The sequence below is a fragment of the Kitasatospora sp. NPDC003701 genome (genome assembly GCF_053587085.1).
In genome coordinates, this window is record NZ_JBSFNM010000035.1 from 44817 (window position 1) to 60747 (window position 15931).

The 15931-nt window shown below is 74.8% G+C and carries 12 protein-coding genes; 5 read left to right on the forward strand and 7 right to left on the reverse strand.

The genetic code is table 11. The features are described 5' to 3' along the window. Positions 1–61: 61 nt before the first annotated feature. The 5 genes from ACWDRR_RS27920 to ACWDRR_RS27940 all read left to right on the forward strand — a co-directional run bounded on the left by ACWDRR_RS27920 (position 62) and on the right by ACWDRR_RS27940 (position 4912). Positions 62–1438, forward strand: coding sequence for an MFS transporter (locus ACWDRR_RS27920; protein ID WP_449774999.1), 1377 nt, complete (start codon positions 62–64; stop codon positions 1436–1438). A gap of 29 nt (positions 1439–1467) precedes the next feature. Beyond that, positions 1468–2049: a hypothetical protein gene (locus tag ACWDRR_RS27925; RefSeq protein WP_449775000.1), complete on the forward strand. Its 582-nt coding sequence runs from the start codon at positions 1468–1470 to the stop codon at positions 2047–2049. A 198-nt stretch (positions 2050–2247) separates the two neighbouring features. Continuing rightward, positions 2248–3051, forward strand: a complete 804-nt coding sequence (locus ACWDRR_RS27930; protein WP_449775001.1) for an MBL fold metallo-hydrolase — start codon at positions 2248–2250, stop codon at positions 3049–3051. A 6-nt stretch (positions 3052–3057) separates the two neighbouring features. Continuing rightward, a complete protein-coding gene (locus ACWDRR_RS27935) occupies positions 3058–3489 on the forward strand; it encodes a nuclear transport factor 2 family protein (protein ID WP_449775002.1) in 432 nt (143 codons plus the stop codon). A 163-nt stretch (positions 3490–3652) separates the two neighbouring features. Beyond that, a complete protein-coding gene (locus ACWDRR_RS27940) occupies positions 3653–4912 on the forward strand; it encodes an NAD(P)/FAD-dependent oxidoreductase (protein WP_449775003.1) in 1260 nt (419 codons plus the stop codon). Positions 4913–5115: 203 nt separating this feature from the next. Here ACWDRR_RS27940 and ACWDRR_RS27945 read toward each other — a convergent pair whose 3' ends face one another. The 7 genes from ACWDRR_RS27945 to ACWDRR_RS27975 all read right to left on the reverse strand — a co-directional run bounded on the left by ACWDRR_RS27945 (position 5116) and on the right by ACWDRR_RS27975 (position 15150). Then, positions 5116–5349, reverse strand: coding sequence for a hypothetical protein (locus tag ACWDRR_RS27945; protein WP_449775004.1), 234 nt, complete (start codon positions 5347–5349; stop codon positions 5116–5118). A gap of 523 nt (positions 5350–5872) precedes the next feature. Further along, positions 5873–7048, reverse strand: coding sequence for an alpha-hydroxy-acid oxidizing protein (locus tag ACWDRR_RS27950; protein ID WP_449775005.1), 1176 nt, complete (start codon positions 7046–7048; stop codon positions 5873–5875). A gap of 158 nt (positions 7049–7206) precedes the next feature. Next, positions 7207–7899 carry an O-methyltransferase gene (locus ACWDRR_RS27955; protein ID WP_449775006.1) on the reverse strand — a complete coding sequence of 231 codons (693 nt, stop codon included), beginning with the start codon at positions 7897–7899 and terminating at the stop codon, positions 7207–7209. Positions 7900–8024: 125 nt separating this feature from the next. Next, on the reverse strand, positions 8025–9632 hold the full coding sequence (locus tag ACWDRR_RS27960; protein WP_449775007.1) for an alpha/beta hydrolase: 1608 nt from the start codon (positions 9630–9632) through the stop codon (positions 8025–8027). Positions 9633–9853: 221 nt separating this feature from the next. Continuing rightward, entirely contained in the window at positions 9854–11173 is a 1320-nt protein-coding gene (locus ACWDRR_RS27965; RefSeq protein WP_449775008.1) for an MFS transporter, read from the reverse strand. 198 nt (positions 11174–11371) lie between these two features. Further along, positions 11372–13153 (reverse strand): ATP-binding cassette domain-containing protein, encoded by a 1782-nt coding sequence (locus tag ACWDRR_RS27970; protein ID WP_449775009.1) that lies wholly within the window; start codon positions 13151–13153, stop codon positions 11372–11374. Further along, positions 13150–15150, reverse strand: coding sequence for an ABC transporter ATP-binding protein (locus tag ACWDRR_RS27975; RefSeq protein WP_449775010.1), 2001 nt, complete (start codon positions 15148–15150; stop codon positions 13150–13152). The genes ACWDRR_RS27970 and ACWDRR_RS27975 overlap by 4 nt, the downstream gene beginning before the upstream one ends. Positions 15151–15931 lie beyond the last annotated feature (781 nt).

Consider the following 15931-nt stretch of genomic DNA (forward strand, 5'->3'; position numbering starts at 1 on the left):
GATTGACGGGACTCGTCAATCGGCGTGCGCGCGGGCGCCGCGCGGGCGGACGGTACCGGCCATGAGTCCGCTCCCGCAGAAGTCCCTCACCGAGTCCGCCACCGCCCGCGACGGCCACTACCCGTCGAACCCGCCCGCCGGACCGCCGCCCGCCGAACTCCGCGCCGAGCCGGCCGGGCCGCCGCGTACCGGGCCGCCGCGCACCGGGCCCGCCGCACTGCTCGCCGACCCCGCCGCCCTGCTCAGGCTGCTCACCGCCGCCGGCGGCCGCCGCTACGCGGTCGCCCTGCTGGTGGACGCGCTGGGCGCCGGTCTGCTCCGCCCGTTCCTGCTCCTCTACGGCATCTCGGTGCTGCGGCTCGACGCGGGCACGGTCGGTCTGGCGATGTCCGCCGGCATGGTGGCGGGCCTGCTGGTGCTCCCGCTGACCGGCCGCTGGATCGACCGCGGCGCGCGCAGCCTCCCGGCGGCGGTGACCCTGCTGGTCCGGGGGGCCGGTGCGGCGGCGCTGCTGTCGGCGGACGGCCTCGGCGGGTTCACGGCGGCGGCCGTCCTGCTCGGCGTCGGCAGCCAGTCCTGGCCGACCACGCACGCGGCCGTGGTCAGCACGCTGACCGAGGGGCGGACCCGGGACGCCGCCCTGGCCGCCGGCCGGACGCTGCGCAACGCGGGCCTGGGCGCGGGCGCGCTGCTCGCCACGCTCGCGGTGGCCGGCGGGGCGGGTGCGATCCGGTTGCTGGCCGGGGTGACGGGCGCCGCGTGCCTGGTCGCGGCGGGGCTGGTGCACTCGCTCCGGGTCACCGCGCCCGACCCCGGACCGGTCCCCGCGCCCGCGTCCGGCCCCGCGCCGGCGGCCGACCCGGCGGCCGGCCCGGTGCTGCGCCGGATCGGCCTGCTCAGCGCCGCCAACCTCCCCTACGCGTTCTGCTTCGACGTCCTGGAGGTGGCCCTGCCCGCGCTGCTGGTCCTCCACCTGCACGCCTCCCCGGCCTGGTCCTCGGGCGTGTTCGTGGGCAACACCGTGCTGGTGATCACGCTTCAGCTCGCGGTCGTGCTCCGGCTCGCCGACCGCTCCCGGCGGGCCGTGCTCGCCGTGTCCGGAGCCGCCCTCGCCGTCTCCTACCTGGGTTTCTGGGCGGCGGGGACGATCGGCGGCACGGCCGGTGCGGCCGCCGTGGCGGCCGTCTCGGTGCTCTTCACGCTCGGCGAGATCCTCTACAGCGGCTCGGGGACGGCCCTGGTCGCCGCCACCGCGCCGCCCCGGCTGCTCGGACGGGCGCTCGCCCGCTGGGAGCTGTCGATGGGCGTCGGCCGCGCGCTGGCCCCGGCGGTGCTGACCTCGCTGCTGGCCGTCGGGCCGGGCGCGCTCTGGCCCGCGCTGGCGGCCGCCACCCTGCTCGCGGCCGCGGCGGTGACCAGGCTGGCCCCGGAGGGGTGACCGACCGGAGCGGTGGGATGATCGCCGCCATGGCCGTCACCGTCTTCCAGCAGCAGCTCCGCGACCGCTTCCTCGCCGCGACCGTGACGGCACCGCCGTCGCCGTGGCAGCCGGTCGGGCCCGGCATGATCCCGGTCGGCGGACTGCTCGGGATCGGTTTCGCCACCGACCCGGCCACCGGCGGCGACCTCGTCCTGGTGGTCTCCGGCAGCGGACACGGCCTGTTCGACGCGACGACCGGTGAGCGGCTCGCCCGCGAGTACGACCCGGACGAGGAGCCGGACGGCCCCGATCTCGCCTGCCCCGGCATCGGTCCGGTCGCGGACGTCCGCGTCCCGGTGGCCGGCCTCCACGGCGGCGGTCTCCACACCGGTACCGACGACGGCTGGCACGTCGAGGTCGTGGTCCCCGAGTGGCCGAACGAACGGGTGCTGCTCTGCACCGGCCGCGGACCGTACGAGGGCGCGCACGGCGAGACCTGGTGGCAGGTGTTCCACTCCTCCTGGTCGACCTTCCGCGCCGCCGGCTTCTCGCCGTCGGGGCGGACCATGGCCGTGGCCACCAGCAGCGACCTCACGCTCTGGACCCGTCCCGGCCCGCCGGGCCGGTGAGCGGTTCGCGGCCCGGCCGGCTCCGTGCGGTGGGTGACCCCGCTGCGGAGCGGCCCTGCGGCGCTGGGCCGGCCGGACCCTCCCGCCGTCCCCCGGCGGCGCCGTCCGAGGTGCGGGCCGCCCTCGGGTCGCCGATGCTGGGCCGCGACGGCTGCCCGGCGTACGGCGGCCGGGCCGGCCCGAGGAAGGACACCCTGCATGAGCTCTCTCGACTTCGAGGTCGTCGACAGCCCCGACAGCTCGCTCAACAAGACCTCCGTGCTGGTGACCGGGCCCAACGACGCCCTGCTGGTGGACGCCGGGTTCACCCGCTCCGACGGGCGCCGGCTGGTCGAGCGGATCCGGGCCACCGGCAAGCGGCTGACCACGGTGTTCGTCAGCCACGGCGACCCGGACTTCTACTTCGGCGCGCAGGAGGTGCAGGACGCCTTCCCCCAGGCGCGGTTCCTGGCCACGGCGTCCACCGTCGAGCACATCCAGGAGTCGTACGAGGGCAAGCTCAAGGCCTGGGCGCACCTCGGCCCGGAGCTGCCGACCCGCCTGGTGCGGCCGGAGGTGCTGCACGGGGACGAGATCGTCTTCGAGGGCCACCGGTTCGAGCTGCGCGGCGCCGACTTCCACCTGCCGGACCGGCACTACCTCTGGCAGCACCACCACCGGACGCTGCTCGGCGGGGTACTGCTCTTCGAGGGCCTGCACGTCTGGACCGCCGACACCCCGACCCCGGCGCAGCGGGCCGCCTGGATCGACCTGCTGGACGGCATGGAGGCGCTGGAGCCGGAGTTCGTGGTGGCCGGCCACCGGACGGCCGACGCGCCCACCGACACCACCGCGATCGTGCACACCCGCGACTACCTGCGGGCCTTCGAGACCGAGATCGGCCAGGGCGTCGACGCGGCCGCCGCCAAGGAGGCGCTGGAGCGCCGCTACCCGGGGCTCGGCATGACGCTGGCGGTCGACCTCGGGACGAAGGTCGCCAAGGGCGAGATGGTCTGGGGCTGAGCGGCGATGATCGAGATTCCCAGGTCCGAGGTGTCGTTCGCCGAGTCCGACGCCCCCGCCGACGTGGTCCGCCGCCAGTACCTGGCCTCGGCCCGCGGCGACCTCGCCGCCCTGCGGGCCACCCTGGCCGAGGACGTCGAGTGGACGGAGATGGCCGGCTTCCCGCTGGGCGGCACGTACCGGACCCCGAAGGGCGTCACCGGCGGCGTCATGGAGCGGCTGGCGGCCGACTGGGACGAGTGGACGGCGCACGACGACAGCTACGTGGTGTCCGGCGAGGACGTGGTGGTGCTGGCCCGCTACACCGCGGTCAACCGGGCCACCCGCCGGCCGCTCGCCGTCCGGGTGGCGCACCACTTCACCGTGCGCGGGGGCCGGATCGTCCGCTTCGAGCAGTTCGTCGACACCGCGCTGGTCCGCGACGCCATGACCCACTGACCCCGCGCACCCCCGCACCCGGGAGGCCGCGCCCGCAAACCCCGGGACACTCGCTTCACCCGTTCGGGGGAGCCTGTCGCGGCGCGCCTGGCGTGGCCTCGACAGGCTCCCCGACCGGCGGCAGGCTGTCCGTGATTCCGGCCGGAGAGCGAGGAGTTCAGCCATGAGCACGGACACAGCGGGAACGGCCGACGGCACCGGGCGCGAGCGTCCGTACGTCATCGTCGGCGCCTCCCTGGGCGGGGCGAAGGCCGCCGAGGCCCTGCGCGAGGCCGGCTACCGGGGCGGCATCGTCCTGATCGGCGCCGAGCACGAGCGCCCGTACGAGCGGCCGCCGCTCTCCAAGGGCTACCTGCTCGGCGAGACGCCGCGCGAGAAGATCTACGTCCACCCGCCGCAGTGGTACGCCGACCACGACGTCACGCTGCGCCTCGGCACCGCCGTCACCTCGGTCGACCCGGCCGCGCGCACCGTCACGCTCGCCGACGACGGCCGGGTCGAGTACGCGAAGCTGCTGCTCACCACCGGTTCGGTGCCGCGCCGGCTGCCCGTCCCCGGCGCGGACCAGGACGGCGTGCACTACCTGCGCCGGGTGGAGGACAGCGACCGGATCAGGGCGGCGCTGAAGCCGGGCGCCCGGGTCGCGGTGATCGGGGCTGGCTGGATCGGCCTGGAGACGGCGGCCGCGGCCCGGACGGCGGGCGCCGAGGTCACCGTGCTGGAGGCGGCCGAACTCCCGCTGCTGCGCGTGCTCGGCCGCGAGGTCGCCCAGGTCTTCGCCGACCTGCACCGCGCGCACGGCGTGGACCTGCGGTTCGGCGTCGAGGTCGAGGAGCTGACCGGCAAGGACGGCACGGTCACCGGCGTCCGGCTCGCGGACGGCACGACGGTCGCGGCGGACGCGGTGATCGTCGGCATCGGCATCTCCCCCGACACGGCGCTCGCCGAGTCGGCCGGGCTGGAGCTCGACAACGGCGTGAGGACCGACGAGCACCTCCGCACCTCCGACCCGGACATCTACGCGGCGGGCGACGTCGCCAACGCCTTCCACCCGCTGCTCGGCCGCCACATCCGGGTGGAGCACTGGGCCAACGCGGTGAACCAGCCGCAGACCGCCGCCCGGGCGATGCTCGGGCAGGACGCGGCCTACGACCGGGTGCCCTACTTCTTCACCGACCAGTACGACCTGGGCATGGAGTACACCGGCTACGTCGAGCCCGGCGGCTACGACCGGGTGGTCTTCCGCGGCGACCCGGCCACCCGCGAGTTCATCGCCTTCTGGCTCGCCGACGGCAAGGTCCTGGCGGGCATGAACGTGAACGTCTGGGACGTCACCGACCCGATCCGGGACCTCGTCCGGTCACAGCGGGTGGTGGACGTGGACCGGCTGACGAACCCGGACGTCCCGCTCGGCGACATCTGACACGAGACCGGCGCCCCGAGACGGCGGACGCCAGTAACACAGCAGAGGTCCCCGGACTCACATCGCCAGATGCAAGCCGGGGGCTCTGCTCGCCCTCCGCCGGCGTGCCGGGGGCGAATCCGTCAGTGCTACGAGGGCGTCCAGGGGCGCCCGACCGCCCCGCGGGGGACGAATGGCGGCCGGGCCGGCTTCAGGGGCACGGTTCAGCGGCGGGCGGGGATGATGAACCCTCGCGTCGGGCCGGTCCCGTCAGCCCGAGAGCGGCCCGCAATGACCGTCAGCACCTCGTCAGTGATGTCCCGCCGGGTAGCGGCATCGGCACTGTCGTACACCCGCCAGCGCCCGCCCGGGTTCTCCGGGTCCTCGGGGAAGACAAATCCCCGAAGCTCAAGCCTGCGCAGGGTGTTGGCCACTTGCTGGGCTTCGAGCTCGTCCATGGGTCCGCCCTTTCCGTGTTGGTGCGCCCAGGCTAGTGGGCGCCGCCGCCCCCACCCCCGCCTCCGCCGCCACCGTTGCAGTGCGACGCGCACCCACCGGGATTGATCGGTCCGCACCCGCCGGGGATGGGGGTGTGGGAGCAGTTCGCGGCCACGGACACCAGGGCGCGGATCGGCCCGGTCCACAGCTCGTGGTCCGGGTCCGGGACCCTGACGGGCGTCCCATTGATCTCGCGGACGGGCGGATGCGGCGGCATCGTGGAGAGCCGCGCGGAGATGATCGCGCCCACTGGTCTCCGTGGCCGACCGGCTCAATGGCCGACCACGCAAGACGCTCGGCCGGGAAACCCGGCCGAGCGTCTGCATACACTGCTCACGACTTGAGGACCTATCTGCCCGCTGCACAAATCCGAGGCCCGCTGGGGCTGTTCGGAGCCCGCCTCGTCTCAGGTGTCGGCCCTGTGTGCCGCGTGGGTCGAGCCTCCTGTCGGCCAGACCCGCAGGTCGGCGTGCACCCCGCCGGTCAGGCCTCGACCCGGCGCAGGGCGCCCTCGGCGCGCAGGTCCGCGAGCGTCGGGTAGCCGTCCACCGCCATGACCAGGTCCGCCTCGGCGAGCAGCGAGCGCAGCACGTGCACCACACCGTCCACCCCGCCGAGGGCCAGCCCGTAGGCGTACGGGCGGCCGACGCCCACGGCCGTGGCGCCGAGGGCGAGCGCCTTGATCACGTCCGCGCCGCTGCGCACACCGGAGTCGAAGAGCACCGGCAGACCGTCGGCGGCCTCGACCACGCCGGGGAGCGCGTCCAGCGCCGGCAGGCCGCCGTTGGCCTGCCGGCCGCCGTGGTTGGAGCAGTAGACGCCGTCGACGCCGCCGTCCCGGGCGCGGCGGACGTCCTCGGGGTGGCAGAGGCCCTTGAGGATCAGCGGCAGGTCGGTGAGCGAGCGCAGCCAGGGCAGGTCGTCCCAGGTGAGCGGGTTGCCGAAGACGCCCGCCCACTCCAGCACGGCGGCGCCCCGGTCCTCCTCCGGAGTCTTGGCGAGGCGGGCCCGGAAGACCGGGTCGGAGGTGTAGTTGGCCAGGCAGTGGCCGCGCAGCTGGGGGAAGTTGGCGGTGGCGAGGTCGCGCGGGCGCCAGCCGGTGACCCAGGTGTCCAGGGTGACCACGATGCCCCGGTAGCCGGCGGCCTCGGCGCGGTCCACCAGGCTCTCGGCGAGCGCCCGGTCGGTGGGGGTGTAGAGCTGGAACAGGCCCGGGGTGTCGCCGAGTTCGGCGGCGACCTGCTCCAGCGGGTCGACCGACAGGGTGGAGGCGACCATCGGCACCCCGGTGCGTGCGGCGGCCCGGGCGGTGGCGAGGTCGCCGTGGCCGTCCTGGGCGCAGAGGCCGATCACCCCGATCGGTGCCAGGAACAGCGGCGCGGGCAGCCGCAGCCCGAAGACGTCCACGCCCAGCTCCCGGCGCGCGGCGCCGACCATCATCCGGGGCACCAGGCCCCACCGGTCGAAGGCGGCCACGTTGGCGCGCTGGGTCCGCTCGTCACCGGCGCCGCCGGCCACGTAGGACCGGACCGACGCCGGCAGCGCGGCCTCGGCCCGGGCCTCCAGCTCCGCGAAGGTCATCGGCAGCTTCGGCTGGTTGCCGAACAGCCCGTCGAAGTAGATCTCGTTCTGGTAGTCGCCGAACTGCTGCCCCGTCATGGCCGGTCGCCGTCCTCTCCTGGGCCGCCGCCCGGGCTCGTCCCGGGTGGCGGCCTGCCCGCCCCACCCTGCCAAATCCGCGGTCGCCCGGGGAGTCCCGGCTCGCCACGAGCGGCCCCGGCAGCCGCAACTCGGCCGGCCCGGCTGCTTCAGCCGGTTCAGCCGGTGACCAGTGCGAGCACGAAGCCGTCGTACCCCTTCTCCCCCACGGTCTGAACGGCGGTGGCGGTCAGCCGGGGGTGCGCGGCGATCTGCTCGGTGAAGCGGCGGACGCCCTGGACCCGCGGGTCGGTGCTCGCCCCGTCGGTGACGGCGCCGTCGCGGACCACGTTGTCGCCGATGATCAGGCTGCCGGGCCGGGTGAGGCGCAGCGCCCACTCCAGGTAGGCGGGGTTGCTGGGCTTGTCGGCGTCGATGAAGACCAGGTCGAAGGGCTCGCCGCCCTCCTTCTCCAGCTCCGGCAGGGTGTCCAGCGCCCGGCCGGTGCGCAGCTCCACGACCGCCGCGAGCCCGGCCCGTTCGATGGTGCGGGTGGCGACGGCGGCGCACCGCTCGTCGGCCTCCAGGGTGACCACCCGGCCGCCCTCGGGCAGTGCGCGGGCGAGCCAGATGGTGCTGTAGCCGCCGAGGGTGCCGATCTCCAGCACCCGGCGGGCGCCGTGCACGCGGGCCAGCAGCGCGAGCAGCTTGCCCTGGTTGGGCGCCACCTGGTGCGGGGGCAGGCCGGCCGCCTCGCTGTCGGCGACGGCGGCGAGCAGGGCGGCGTCCTCCTCGACCAGCAGGCCGTTGAAGTACGTGTCGACGGCGGTCCAGGTCTGCTGCGGGGCCGGCCGGCCGGTCTCCTGGGTCATCTGCGGGTTCCCTCCCGGTGCTGAGTCAGTTCCGAAGAGAAACTTACTCGACGCCCGCGCCGGACGCACCACCGGCCCCCCGCCCGGGAGGACGGGGGGCCGGTGTCGATCGGGCCGGCTCGGGGTCAGGCCACCGGCGGGAAGGCGTCGGCGTCCGGCTTGAGGAGCTGGCCGGGGGCCGGCACGGCCTGGTCCACCAGGTAGGAGGTGACCAGCTTGTTCAGCTCCTTGCTCCGGCCGACCGCGCAGTGCTCGATCACGTCGACGCTGACCAGCACGGCGCTGCCGAGCTGGCGCTGCATGCGCTTGGCGAAGGTGTACTGGGTGGCCGGGTCGTAGAGGTTGCCGATCACCATGACCGGGGTCGCGGTCCGCCGGTTCCAGGGGCCGGTGTACCGCTCGACGTCGCGCGCCGGGGCCGGCCAGGTCGCGCAGGCGGGCGCGTCGAAGGCCTGGTAGCGGCCGAAGGTGGGCGCGTCGCGCTCCCAGGAGCGGGCCAGGTTGGCGAAGACCCGCGGGTTGGACGGGTACGGCTTGTCCTGGCAGTTGACGCCGTAGTACGAGTCGTCGGCGGAGTACGGGGTCTCCGCCGGGGCCTCGCGCAGGGCGGCGGGCACGGTCACGGCCAGCACGTTGGCGTCGTCCGCGTTCTTCGGGGCCGTCAGCGCCGGGGCCTTCTGCTGCCGGAGCACGTCGTCCAGCGCCTGCAGCGAGGCGGCCAGCGGCGCCTGCCGGCTCTGCGCGTACAGCGCGTTGGCGACCTGGCTGGTGAAGCTGGACAGCGTCACCTGGGTGCCGTTCGGCAGGGTGACCGGGGAGGTCCGCAGGTGGTCGCGGATCGCGTCGAACTTCGCGCGGGTGTCGCCCGCGCCGAAGGCGCAGCGCGGCGCGCCGGCCGCCTCGCACCGCTTCAGGTACTCGTCCAGGGCGAGTTCGAAGCCGTCCGCGCGCTGCTTGTCGTACTCCAGGCCGTTGTGCAGGCGCAGGTTCGGGTCGACGTTGCCGTCGATGATCAGCGCGCGGACCTTGTCGGGGTACATGTTGGCGTAGGTGGCGCCGATCAGGGTGCCGTAGGAGAAGCCGGCGAAGGAGAGGCGGCTGTCACCGACCCCCCGGCGCATCCGGTCGAGGTCGCGGACCACGTTCTCGGTCGACATGTGCTCGATCAGCGGGCCGGCGTTGCGGTCGCAGGCGTCGGTGTAGTCCCTGGTGGCGGCCAGTGTGCCGTCGACCTCGGCCTTGGTGACCGGCACCCCGGTCATCCGGTCGAAGACGGCGCCGGCCTCCTCGTCGGTGGTGAAGCACTTCAGCGGGTTGCTCCGGCCGACGCCGCGCGGGTCGAAGCCGACCATGTCGAAGCGGGCCTGGACCTCGGGGTCGAAGCGGGCGGTGGTCGCCCAGAGGTAGCCGCTGCCGCCCGGGCCACCGGGGTTGAGGAACAGCGAGCCGATCCGCTTGGCCGGGTCGCCGGCGCGGCGGCGCATCATGGCGATGCCGATCTTCTCGCCGGACGGGTGCGCGTAGTCCAGCGGCACCGGGTAGACGGCGCAGTCGTATATCCCCGGGTCCGGCTTCGACGGGTCGGGGTTGCACGGCGTCCAGGCGACCGGGTCGACCCGGGCCTCGGCGACCGCCACGCCCGGATCCGGGGCCGCCGACGCGGCGACGGCGGTACCGGCGACGAGCGCGAACGCGCTGGCGACCGCCAACGTCAGACTGGTGATGCGGGACACGTAACCTCCTCCGGTTCAGCAAACCCGGTCAGCCTGGCAGCCGCTACTCGGGAGGGGAAGACCACGTACGGTCGTAGATTCTTCTGGCGTGACGTCATCTGTCCGACATTTTCCCGGTATCGGAGCAGGATCTGGCGCAAAATCCACCGTGGCGTGACCGTACATCGCCACCTTCTGATCGGCGCGTCCGGCGGGCCGGCGGGCGGAGCGGTGACGGCTGGTCAGGCCCGCGCGGCGGCCGCGGCCGGAGCCGCCCGCCCCGCCAGGACGTCCGGTACGACAGCCGGCCCGTCGTCCGGCCCGTCGTCCAGTACGACAGCCGGCACGACGCCCACCGCCCCCGGGCGCCGGCGCTCCGCCCAACGCACCGCCGGCCCCATCGCCCAGCCGGCCGCCGCGAAGAGCCCGCCCAGCAGCAGCCAGCCGGGCACCCCCCAGCCCAGCAGCAGCGTGGTGAGCAGCAGCGGACCGACCGTGCGCGCCACCGCCACGCCCGAACCGAAGAAGCCCTGGTACTGACCGGTCTGATGGGCCGGCGCCAGGTCGAAGGCGATCTGCCAGGAGCCGGCGGACTGCCGCAGCTCACCGGCGACCTGGAGCGCCGCCGCGGCGACCAGCAGCCCGCCCAGCGCCCAGAGCGGCAGGCCCCCGGCCGCCGCCAGTGCGAACACCCCGCAGGAGGCGAGCAGGACGACGCCCGCCTCGCGCACGGCCCGCGAGGCCGTGCGCAGCCCGCTGACCCGGCGGGCCACCCGGACCTGGAAGAGCATCACCCCGGCGGTGTTGAGCACGAACAGGGCCGAGCCCAGCCAGCCGAGCCCGGGCGCCCGGTCGGCGATCCAGAGCGGAATCACCAGGCTGAGCAGCGGCATGCGCAGCAGCAGGACGGTGTTGAGGAGCGTCACGACGGCGAACGGCCGGTCGGAGAGCACCTCCAGCCTGGGCGCGGCACCCGTCCCGTCGCGCCCGGGCGCCACCTCGGGCAGGCGCAGCAGCAACAGCCCGGCGGCCACGAAGCCCAGCGCGGTGACCAGGAAGGCGGCGAGGAAGGCCGGCTTCGTGCCGACCGTCAGGACGACGCCGCCGAGGGCCGCACCGAGCGCCAGGCCCGCGTTGAGCGTCGACTGCAGCCGGGCGAGCAGCCCCGTGCGCTCCGCCCGCGCGACGAGGCCGCCGACCAGCGCCTGGCGCGCGGCGGTGAGCCCGGACTGCGCGGTGGCGTACAGCGAGGCCGCGAACAGGAACGCCACGAAGGAGTGGACGAACAGGAAGGAGGCGACGGCCGCACCGGTGGCGAACGCCAGCAGCACCGCAGTGCCCCGGGGGCCGCGCCGGTCGGCGAGGTGGCCGAGCGGGACGCCCGCCAGCGACCCCACCGCCCAGGCCACGGCGAGGCCCAGACCGAGGCGGGCGGGAGAGAGTCCGACGACGCGGGTGAAGTACAGCGCCGAGCAGGTGAAGTACGCGCCGTCGCCGATCGAGCTGATCAACTGGGCGGTGGCGAGGGTCCGTCGGGCCCCGGCCGGCGGGATGGATCGCATCGACACAGCTCTCCCGGGTCGGGCGGCCTTCGGCCGCTCGTTCGCACTGACAGGATCCATGCTAGGGAGCAAGTGTGCCGACCGACAGGGCCAGTGACGCACCACCGGAGTGGGCCACTTCCGCCCCGGGAGGGCCCGGGGCGACCCCGGTCCGGAGGGTGCGGGACCGGCCCCGGGGCCGGTCCCGCGCCCGGGTGCTCACCGGTAGACGCGGGCCTGCAGGCGGTAGAGCTCGGCGTACAGGCCCTCCGCGGCGGCGAGTTCGGCATGGCTGCCGACCTGCGACACCCGGCCGCCCTCCAGCACCACGATCAGGTCCGCCATCCGCACCGTGGAGAAGCGGTGCGACACCAGCAGGGTGATCGCACCGGTGTCGGCCCGGGCCTGGGCCGCGAGCTCGGCGAAGCGCTCGAACAGGGCGTGCTCGGCGGTGGCGTCCAGCGCCGAGGCCGGTTCGTCGAGGGCGACCAGCAGCGGGCGGCGGCGCAGCAGGGCCCGGGCCAGCCCGAGCTTCTGCCACTGGCCGCCGGACAGTTCGGCCCCGTCGCCGTAGCCACGGCCCAGCAGCCCGTCGAGGTCGCCGTCGACGCGGGCCAGCGCCGGGCCGCAGTCGGCCGCCTCCAGCACCCGGGCGAGCGCCGCGTCGTCGTCCAGCCGCTCCAGGTCCCCGATGCCCACGTTGTCGCGCAGCCGCAGCTCCAGCCGGGCGAAGTCCTGGAACAGGGTGGCCACCCGGCGCTGCCAGAGCTGCGGGTCGCACTCCTCCAGGTCCACGCCGTCGACCAGGATCCGGCCGGCGGTGGGCCGGTAGAGCCCGCACAGCAGCTTGACCAGGGTGCTCTTGCCGGCGCCGTTCTCGCCGACGACGGCGAGCGCGGCGCCCGCCGGGATGTCGAGCGTGACGTCGTCCAGGACGGGCCGCTCCTGGCCGGGGTACCGGAAGGTGACGCCCTCCAGCCGGATGCCGGCCGTCATGGCCCCGGGGACGACGCCGGCCGCCGCGGCCTCCGGGCGCGGGTCGCGCAGACCGTCCAGCCGCTGCAGGGTGCGGCCGGCGCCCTGCAGCACCGAGAGCAGCGTGAGCGCGCTGGAGACCTGCAGGCTCACCTGCGCCGCGAGCGTGATGACCAGGATGACGTCGCCGATCCCGGCACCGGCCCCGGCGTTCACGGTCTGCCGGGCGACCAGGTAGATCGCTCCGCCGTACGCGGCGGCGAAGGCCAACTGGCCCGCCGCGCGCAGCAGTCCGGCCTGCGCATGGGCGCGGGCCAGGGTGCCGGTGGCCCGCCGCCAGTCGCGGCCGTGGCGCTCGATGAGCACCGAGGCGGCGCCGGACAGCCGCACCTCCTTGACGGAGGCGTGGGTGGTGGCGAGTTCGAGCAGGTGCCGGCCGAGCCGGTTCTCGGGCGCGGTGGCCTCCTTGCCGCGGTCGACCAGGAGTTGGGCCCGGTTGCCGGCCAGGACGGGCACCACGGCGAACAGCGGGAGCAGCAGCAGCCACGGGTCGAGGAGGCCGAGCAGCACCCCGGTGACGGCCATCTGAAGCCCCAGGCCGCCGAGTTGGAGGACGGCTTCGAGCGCGGCCCGGGTGCGCGGCAGCTCCTCGCGGATCAGCGTCAGGGTGTCGGCGACGTCGGCGCGGTCCAGCTTCTCCAGGCCGTGGTCGCCGTGGGCGATCGAGATCACCTCGGCCTGCAGGCTGAGCTCCTCCAGCTCGCCCAGCTCGAAGTAGGAGAGGTGGGCGAAGTGATTCATCGTCAGCTCGACGACCAGCAGCAGGGCCGTGGTCAGCGCCAGCCAGGTGGCGGCCGAGCCGGTGCCGTCGATGGCGGCCGTGGTCAGCTCCTTGAGGCTCACCGCGATCAGCGGCGTGGCCAGGTAGCCGACGGTCATCAGCAGGACGGCACGGGTCAGCCGGCGGGCGTCGCAGTGCACGGCGAGCCGCAGCAGCCGGCGCACGGCGTGGAACAGTGTGGTCATCGGGCACCCACCGGGCGCATGTCGCGGTCCTCTTCCTGTCCTTCGGCCTGATCGTCGCCGGCGGCCTCGTCGGTTCCGTTCCCCGGGCCGCCGTCGGCGCCCTCGTCACGCGCGAACCGCTCCGCCTGGACCCTGAACAGCTCGGCGTAGCGGCCGTCGAGCTCCATCAGCTGCTCGTGGGTGCCGCTCTCCACCACGCCGCCGTCGGCCAGCACGACGATCCGGTCCGCGCGGCGCACGCTGGAGAAGCGGTGCGCGATGATGACGCTGGTGATGCCCTCGGTCATCTCCAGGAAGCGGTCGAAGAAGGCCGCTTCGGCCCGCACGTCGAGTTGCGCGGTGGGCTCGTCGAGGATCAGCAGCGAGGCCCCTGCGTCCACCGCGAGCAGCGCGCGGGACAGGGCGATGCGCTGCCACTGCCCGCCGGAGAGGTCGCTGCCGCCCTCGTACTGGGTGGACAGCACGGTGTCCAGGCCCTTCGGGAGCCGCTCGACGATCTCGGCGGCGCCGGCCCGTTCGGCGGCGGCGAGCAGCGCCCCGCGGTTGCCGAGCAGCTCCGGCCGGCCCATGCCGATGTTCTCGGCGGCGGTGAGCTGGTAGCGCGTGAAGTCCTGGAAGATGACGGCGATCCGGCGCTGCCAGTCCTCGGCGGGCAGCCCGGCGAGGTCGGTGCCACCGGCGGTGATCCGGCCCTCGGTCGGCTCGTGGAGGCCCGCCAGCAGCTTCACCAGGGTGGTCTTTCCGGAGCCGTTGAGACCGACGATCGCGGTGGACCGGCCGGGCGGCAGCTCCAGCTCCAGCCCGCGCAGCACGTCGGGGCCGTCCTCCTGGTAGCGGAAGGCGACGCCCTCGAACCGGATCGGACCGTCGACGGCCGGCGTGCCCTCCGGGGCGGGCCGGGCCCCGGCCGCGGGCGGCGCGGCGACGGCGGTGCGCGGCGCGCGCTCCTTCGCGAGGGCCTCGAAGCGGACCAGCGAGTCGTAGGCCGCCAGCCCGTACTGGGTCTGGACGTCGCTCTCCGGGAAGTAGACCCCGAAGCGCATCGGGATCAGCACGGCCTGGAGGGCCACCGAGAGCTGGAGCAGTGACAGCGTGCCGTCCGCTCCGCTGCGGGCCAGGACGACGAGCGCGGTGCCGCCGCCGAGCAGACCGACGACCGCGAGGCCGACGAAGGGCCAGAAGAGCAGCCGGCGGCGCCCCGTCCAGAGCGGCTCCAGGTAGTCGCGGGCCTCCCGCTCGTGGCGGCCGAGCAGCCAGGGCAGCAGCCCCAGCATCCGCGTCTCCTTGGCGAGTTCGGGCCCGCCGGCGGCGCGCCGCAGGTAGCCGACCCGGCGGCGCGGGCCGGCCAGCGAGCCGAGCAGGTCCGCGAAGCGCCCGAGCGAGCCGCGCTGGCCGAAGCGGATGACCAGGGCGGTGAGGGCCACCATGACCCCGGGGACGACGCCGAGCGTGACCGCCACCATCACGGCGGCGCCCGCCAGTTGGGCGTAGCGGGCGACCAGCGCCAGGGCCCCGGCGGCGGCGTCGCCCGGGGTGGGCCGGGCCCGGTCGAAGGCGCTGCGGGCGTCCGAGAGCAGGTCGAGCACGTCCTGCCGCTCCAACTCCGCCGCGGGCAGGGAGTTCAGCGCGCCGTCCATCAGCCGGCCGATGCAGGCGCCGTCGACCCTGCGGGTGACCACCTCGCTGATCACGGTCTGGAACGGGGTCAGCAACTGCTGCAGCACGAACGCCCCGACGGCGATGCCGAGGGCCGCCGCGACCTTCTCCCAGGCCGCTCCGCTGGTGCCCCCGGCCGCCGCGGCGGCCGGGATCTCCGCGATGACCCGGCTGGTCCAGGCGATGAACGCGATCGGCAGCAGTCCTACCACGAGGTGGACCAGCACGGCCGGCACGAGCAGGCCCGCACCGGCGTGGCGCAGCAGCTCGACAACGGCGCGCCAGCGCCTGATGCGGCTGCCGAGCCATCCGGCGTCGGCAGACGGAACGGAAGACGGCACCTTGAAAACCCCCGTGGACAAATGTGCTGACGAAGCCGGCGGGCCGATGGACCGACGAGCTGGTGACTGGGAGACGTGAACCGGGCGGACGGACGGAGCCGGCGGACTGCCGAGCCGGCGAGGGAGCGGACGCGTGACGCGTCGTCGACCGCGGTCGTTCGTACCGGTGCTGGAAGACACCCCGAAGCAGGACCGGCGGCTGTGCGGTTCGGCGCGAGCAGGAGCCACGGGGTACCCGGGCGGTCGGCGGAAGGGGCGGCTGTGGGTGATTTCCGATTTTGTTCCGCTGCTGCTCATGATCGTGCGCCGCGATCAGCTTGGACTAGACCAGTGGTCACGTCAAGGAATTCGTGGAACTCCCGGCTCCGGACGGTCGCGGTGGTCCCGGCCCGGCCGGGCGACCGACGGCCGGGCCGCCAGAAGGTGCTGGACAACCGGAAGCGGGGGTCGCTAGGGTCCGAAGCGGAATGGATCAAACCGGCCGGCAGGTCGGTGTTTCCGTCCTTCACCTCGGACCGGGGTCGACGTGGGCCGCCGCCCGATCGGTGGCCCCGCACCTCTGGAAGCCGGACCGAGGGCCAGGCCCGACAAGCCAGCCCCACCTCCGCAGCGTCCCGTCACCGCGGCCTCCCATCGCCGCAGCGCACCAGCACCGCAGCGCACCAGCACCACGGCGCACCAGCACCGCAGCGTCCCACCGCCGCACAGCCCCGCTTCGCGCTCCGCCGAACCGGCCGCGCGCAGCGACCGCCGGGGCCTGCCCGCACATCCCCGGGCGGTG

Excerpts from the sequence above, each read along its gene's own strand:
- ACWDRR_RS27920 (WP_449774999.1), top strand. The coding sequence starts at position 62 with ATGAGTCCGCTCCCGCAGAAGTCCCTCACCGAGTCCGCCACCGCCCGC.
- ACWDRR_RS27925 (WP_449775000.1), top strand. The coding sequence starts at position 1,468 with ATGGCCGTCACCGTCTTCCAGCAGCAGCTCCGCGACCGCTTCCTCGCC.
- ACWDRR_RS27930 (WP_449775001.1), top strand. The coding sequence starts at position 2,248 with ATGAGCTCTCTCGACTTCGAGGTCGTCGACAGCCCCGACAGCTCGCTC.
- ACWDRR_RS27935 (WP_449775002.1), top strand. The coding sequence starts at position 3,058 with ATGATCGAGATTCCCAGGTCCGAGGTGTCGTTCGCCGAGTCCGACGCC.
- ACWDRR_RS27940 (WP_449775003.1), top strand. The coding sequence starts at position 3,653 with ATGAGCACGGACACAGCGGGAACGGCCGACGGCACCGGGCGCGAGCGT.
- ACWDRR_RS27945 (WP_449775004.1), bottom strand. The coding sequence starts at position 5,349 with ATGGACGAGCTCGAAGCCCAGCAAGTGGCCAACACCCTGCGCAGGCTT.
- ACWDRR_RS27950 (WP_449775005.1), bottom strand. The coding sequence starts at position 7,048 with ATGACGGGGCAGCAGTTCGGCGACTACCAGAACGAGATCTACTTCGAC.
- ACWDRR_RS27955 (WP_449775006.1), bottom strand. The coding sequence starts at position 7,899 with ATGACCCAGGAGACCGGCCGGCCGGCCCCGCAGCAGACCTGGACCGCC.
- ACWDRR_RS27965 (WP_449775008.1), bottom strand. The coding sequence starts at position 11,173 with ATGCGATCCATCCCGCCGGCCGGGGCCCGACGGACCCTCGCCACCGCC.
- ACWDRR_RS27970 (WP_449775009.1), bottom strand. The coding sequence starts at position 13,153 with ATGACCACACTGTTCCACGCCGTGCGCCGGCTGCTGCGGCTCGCCGTG.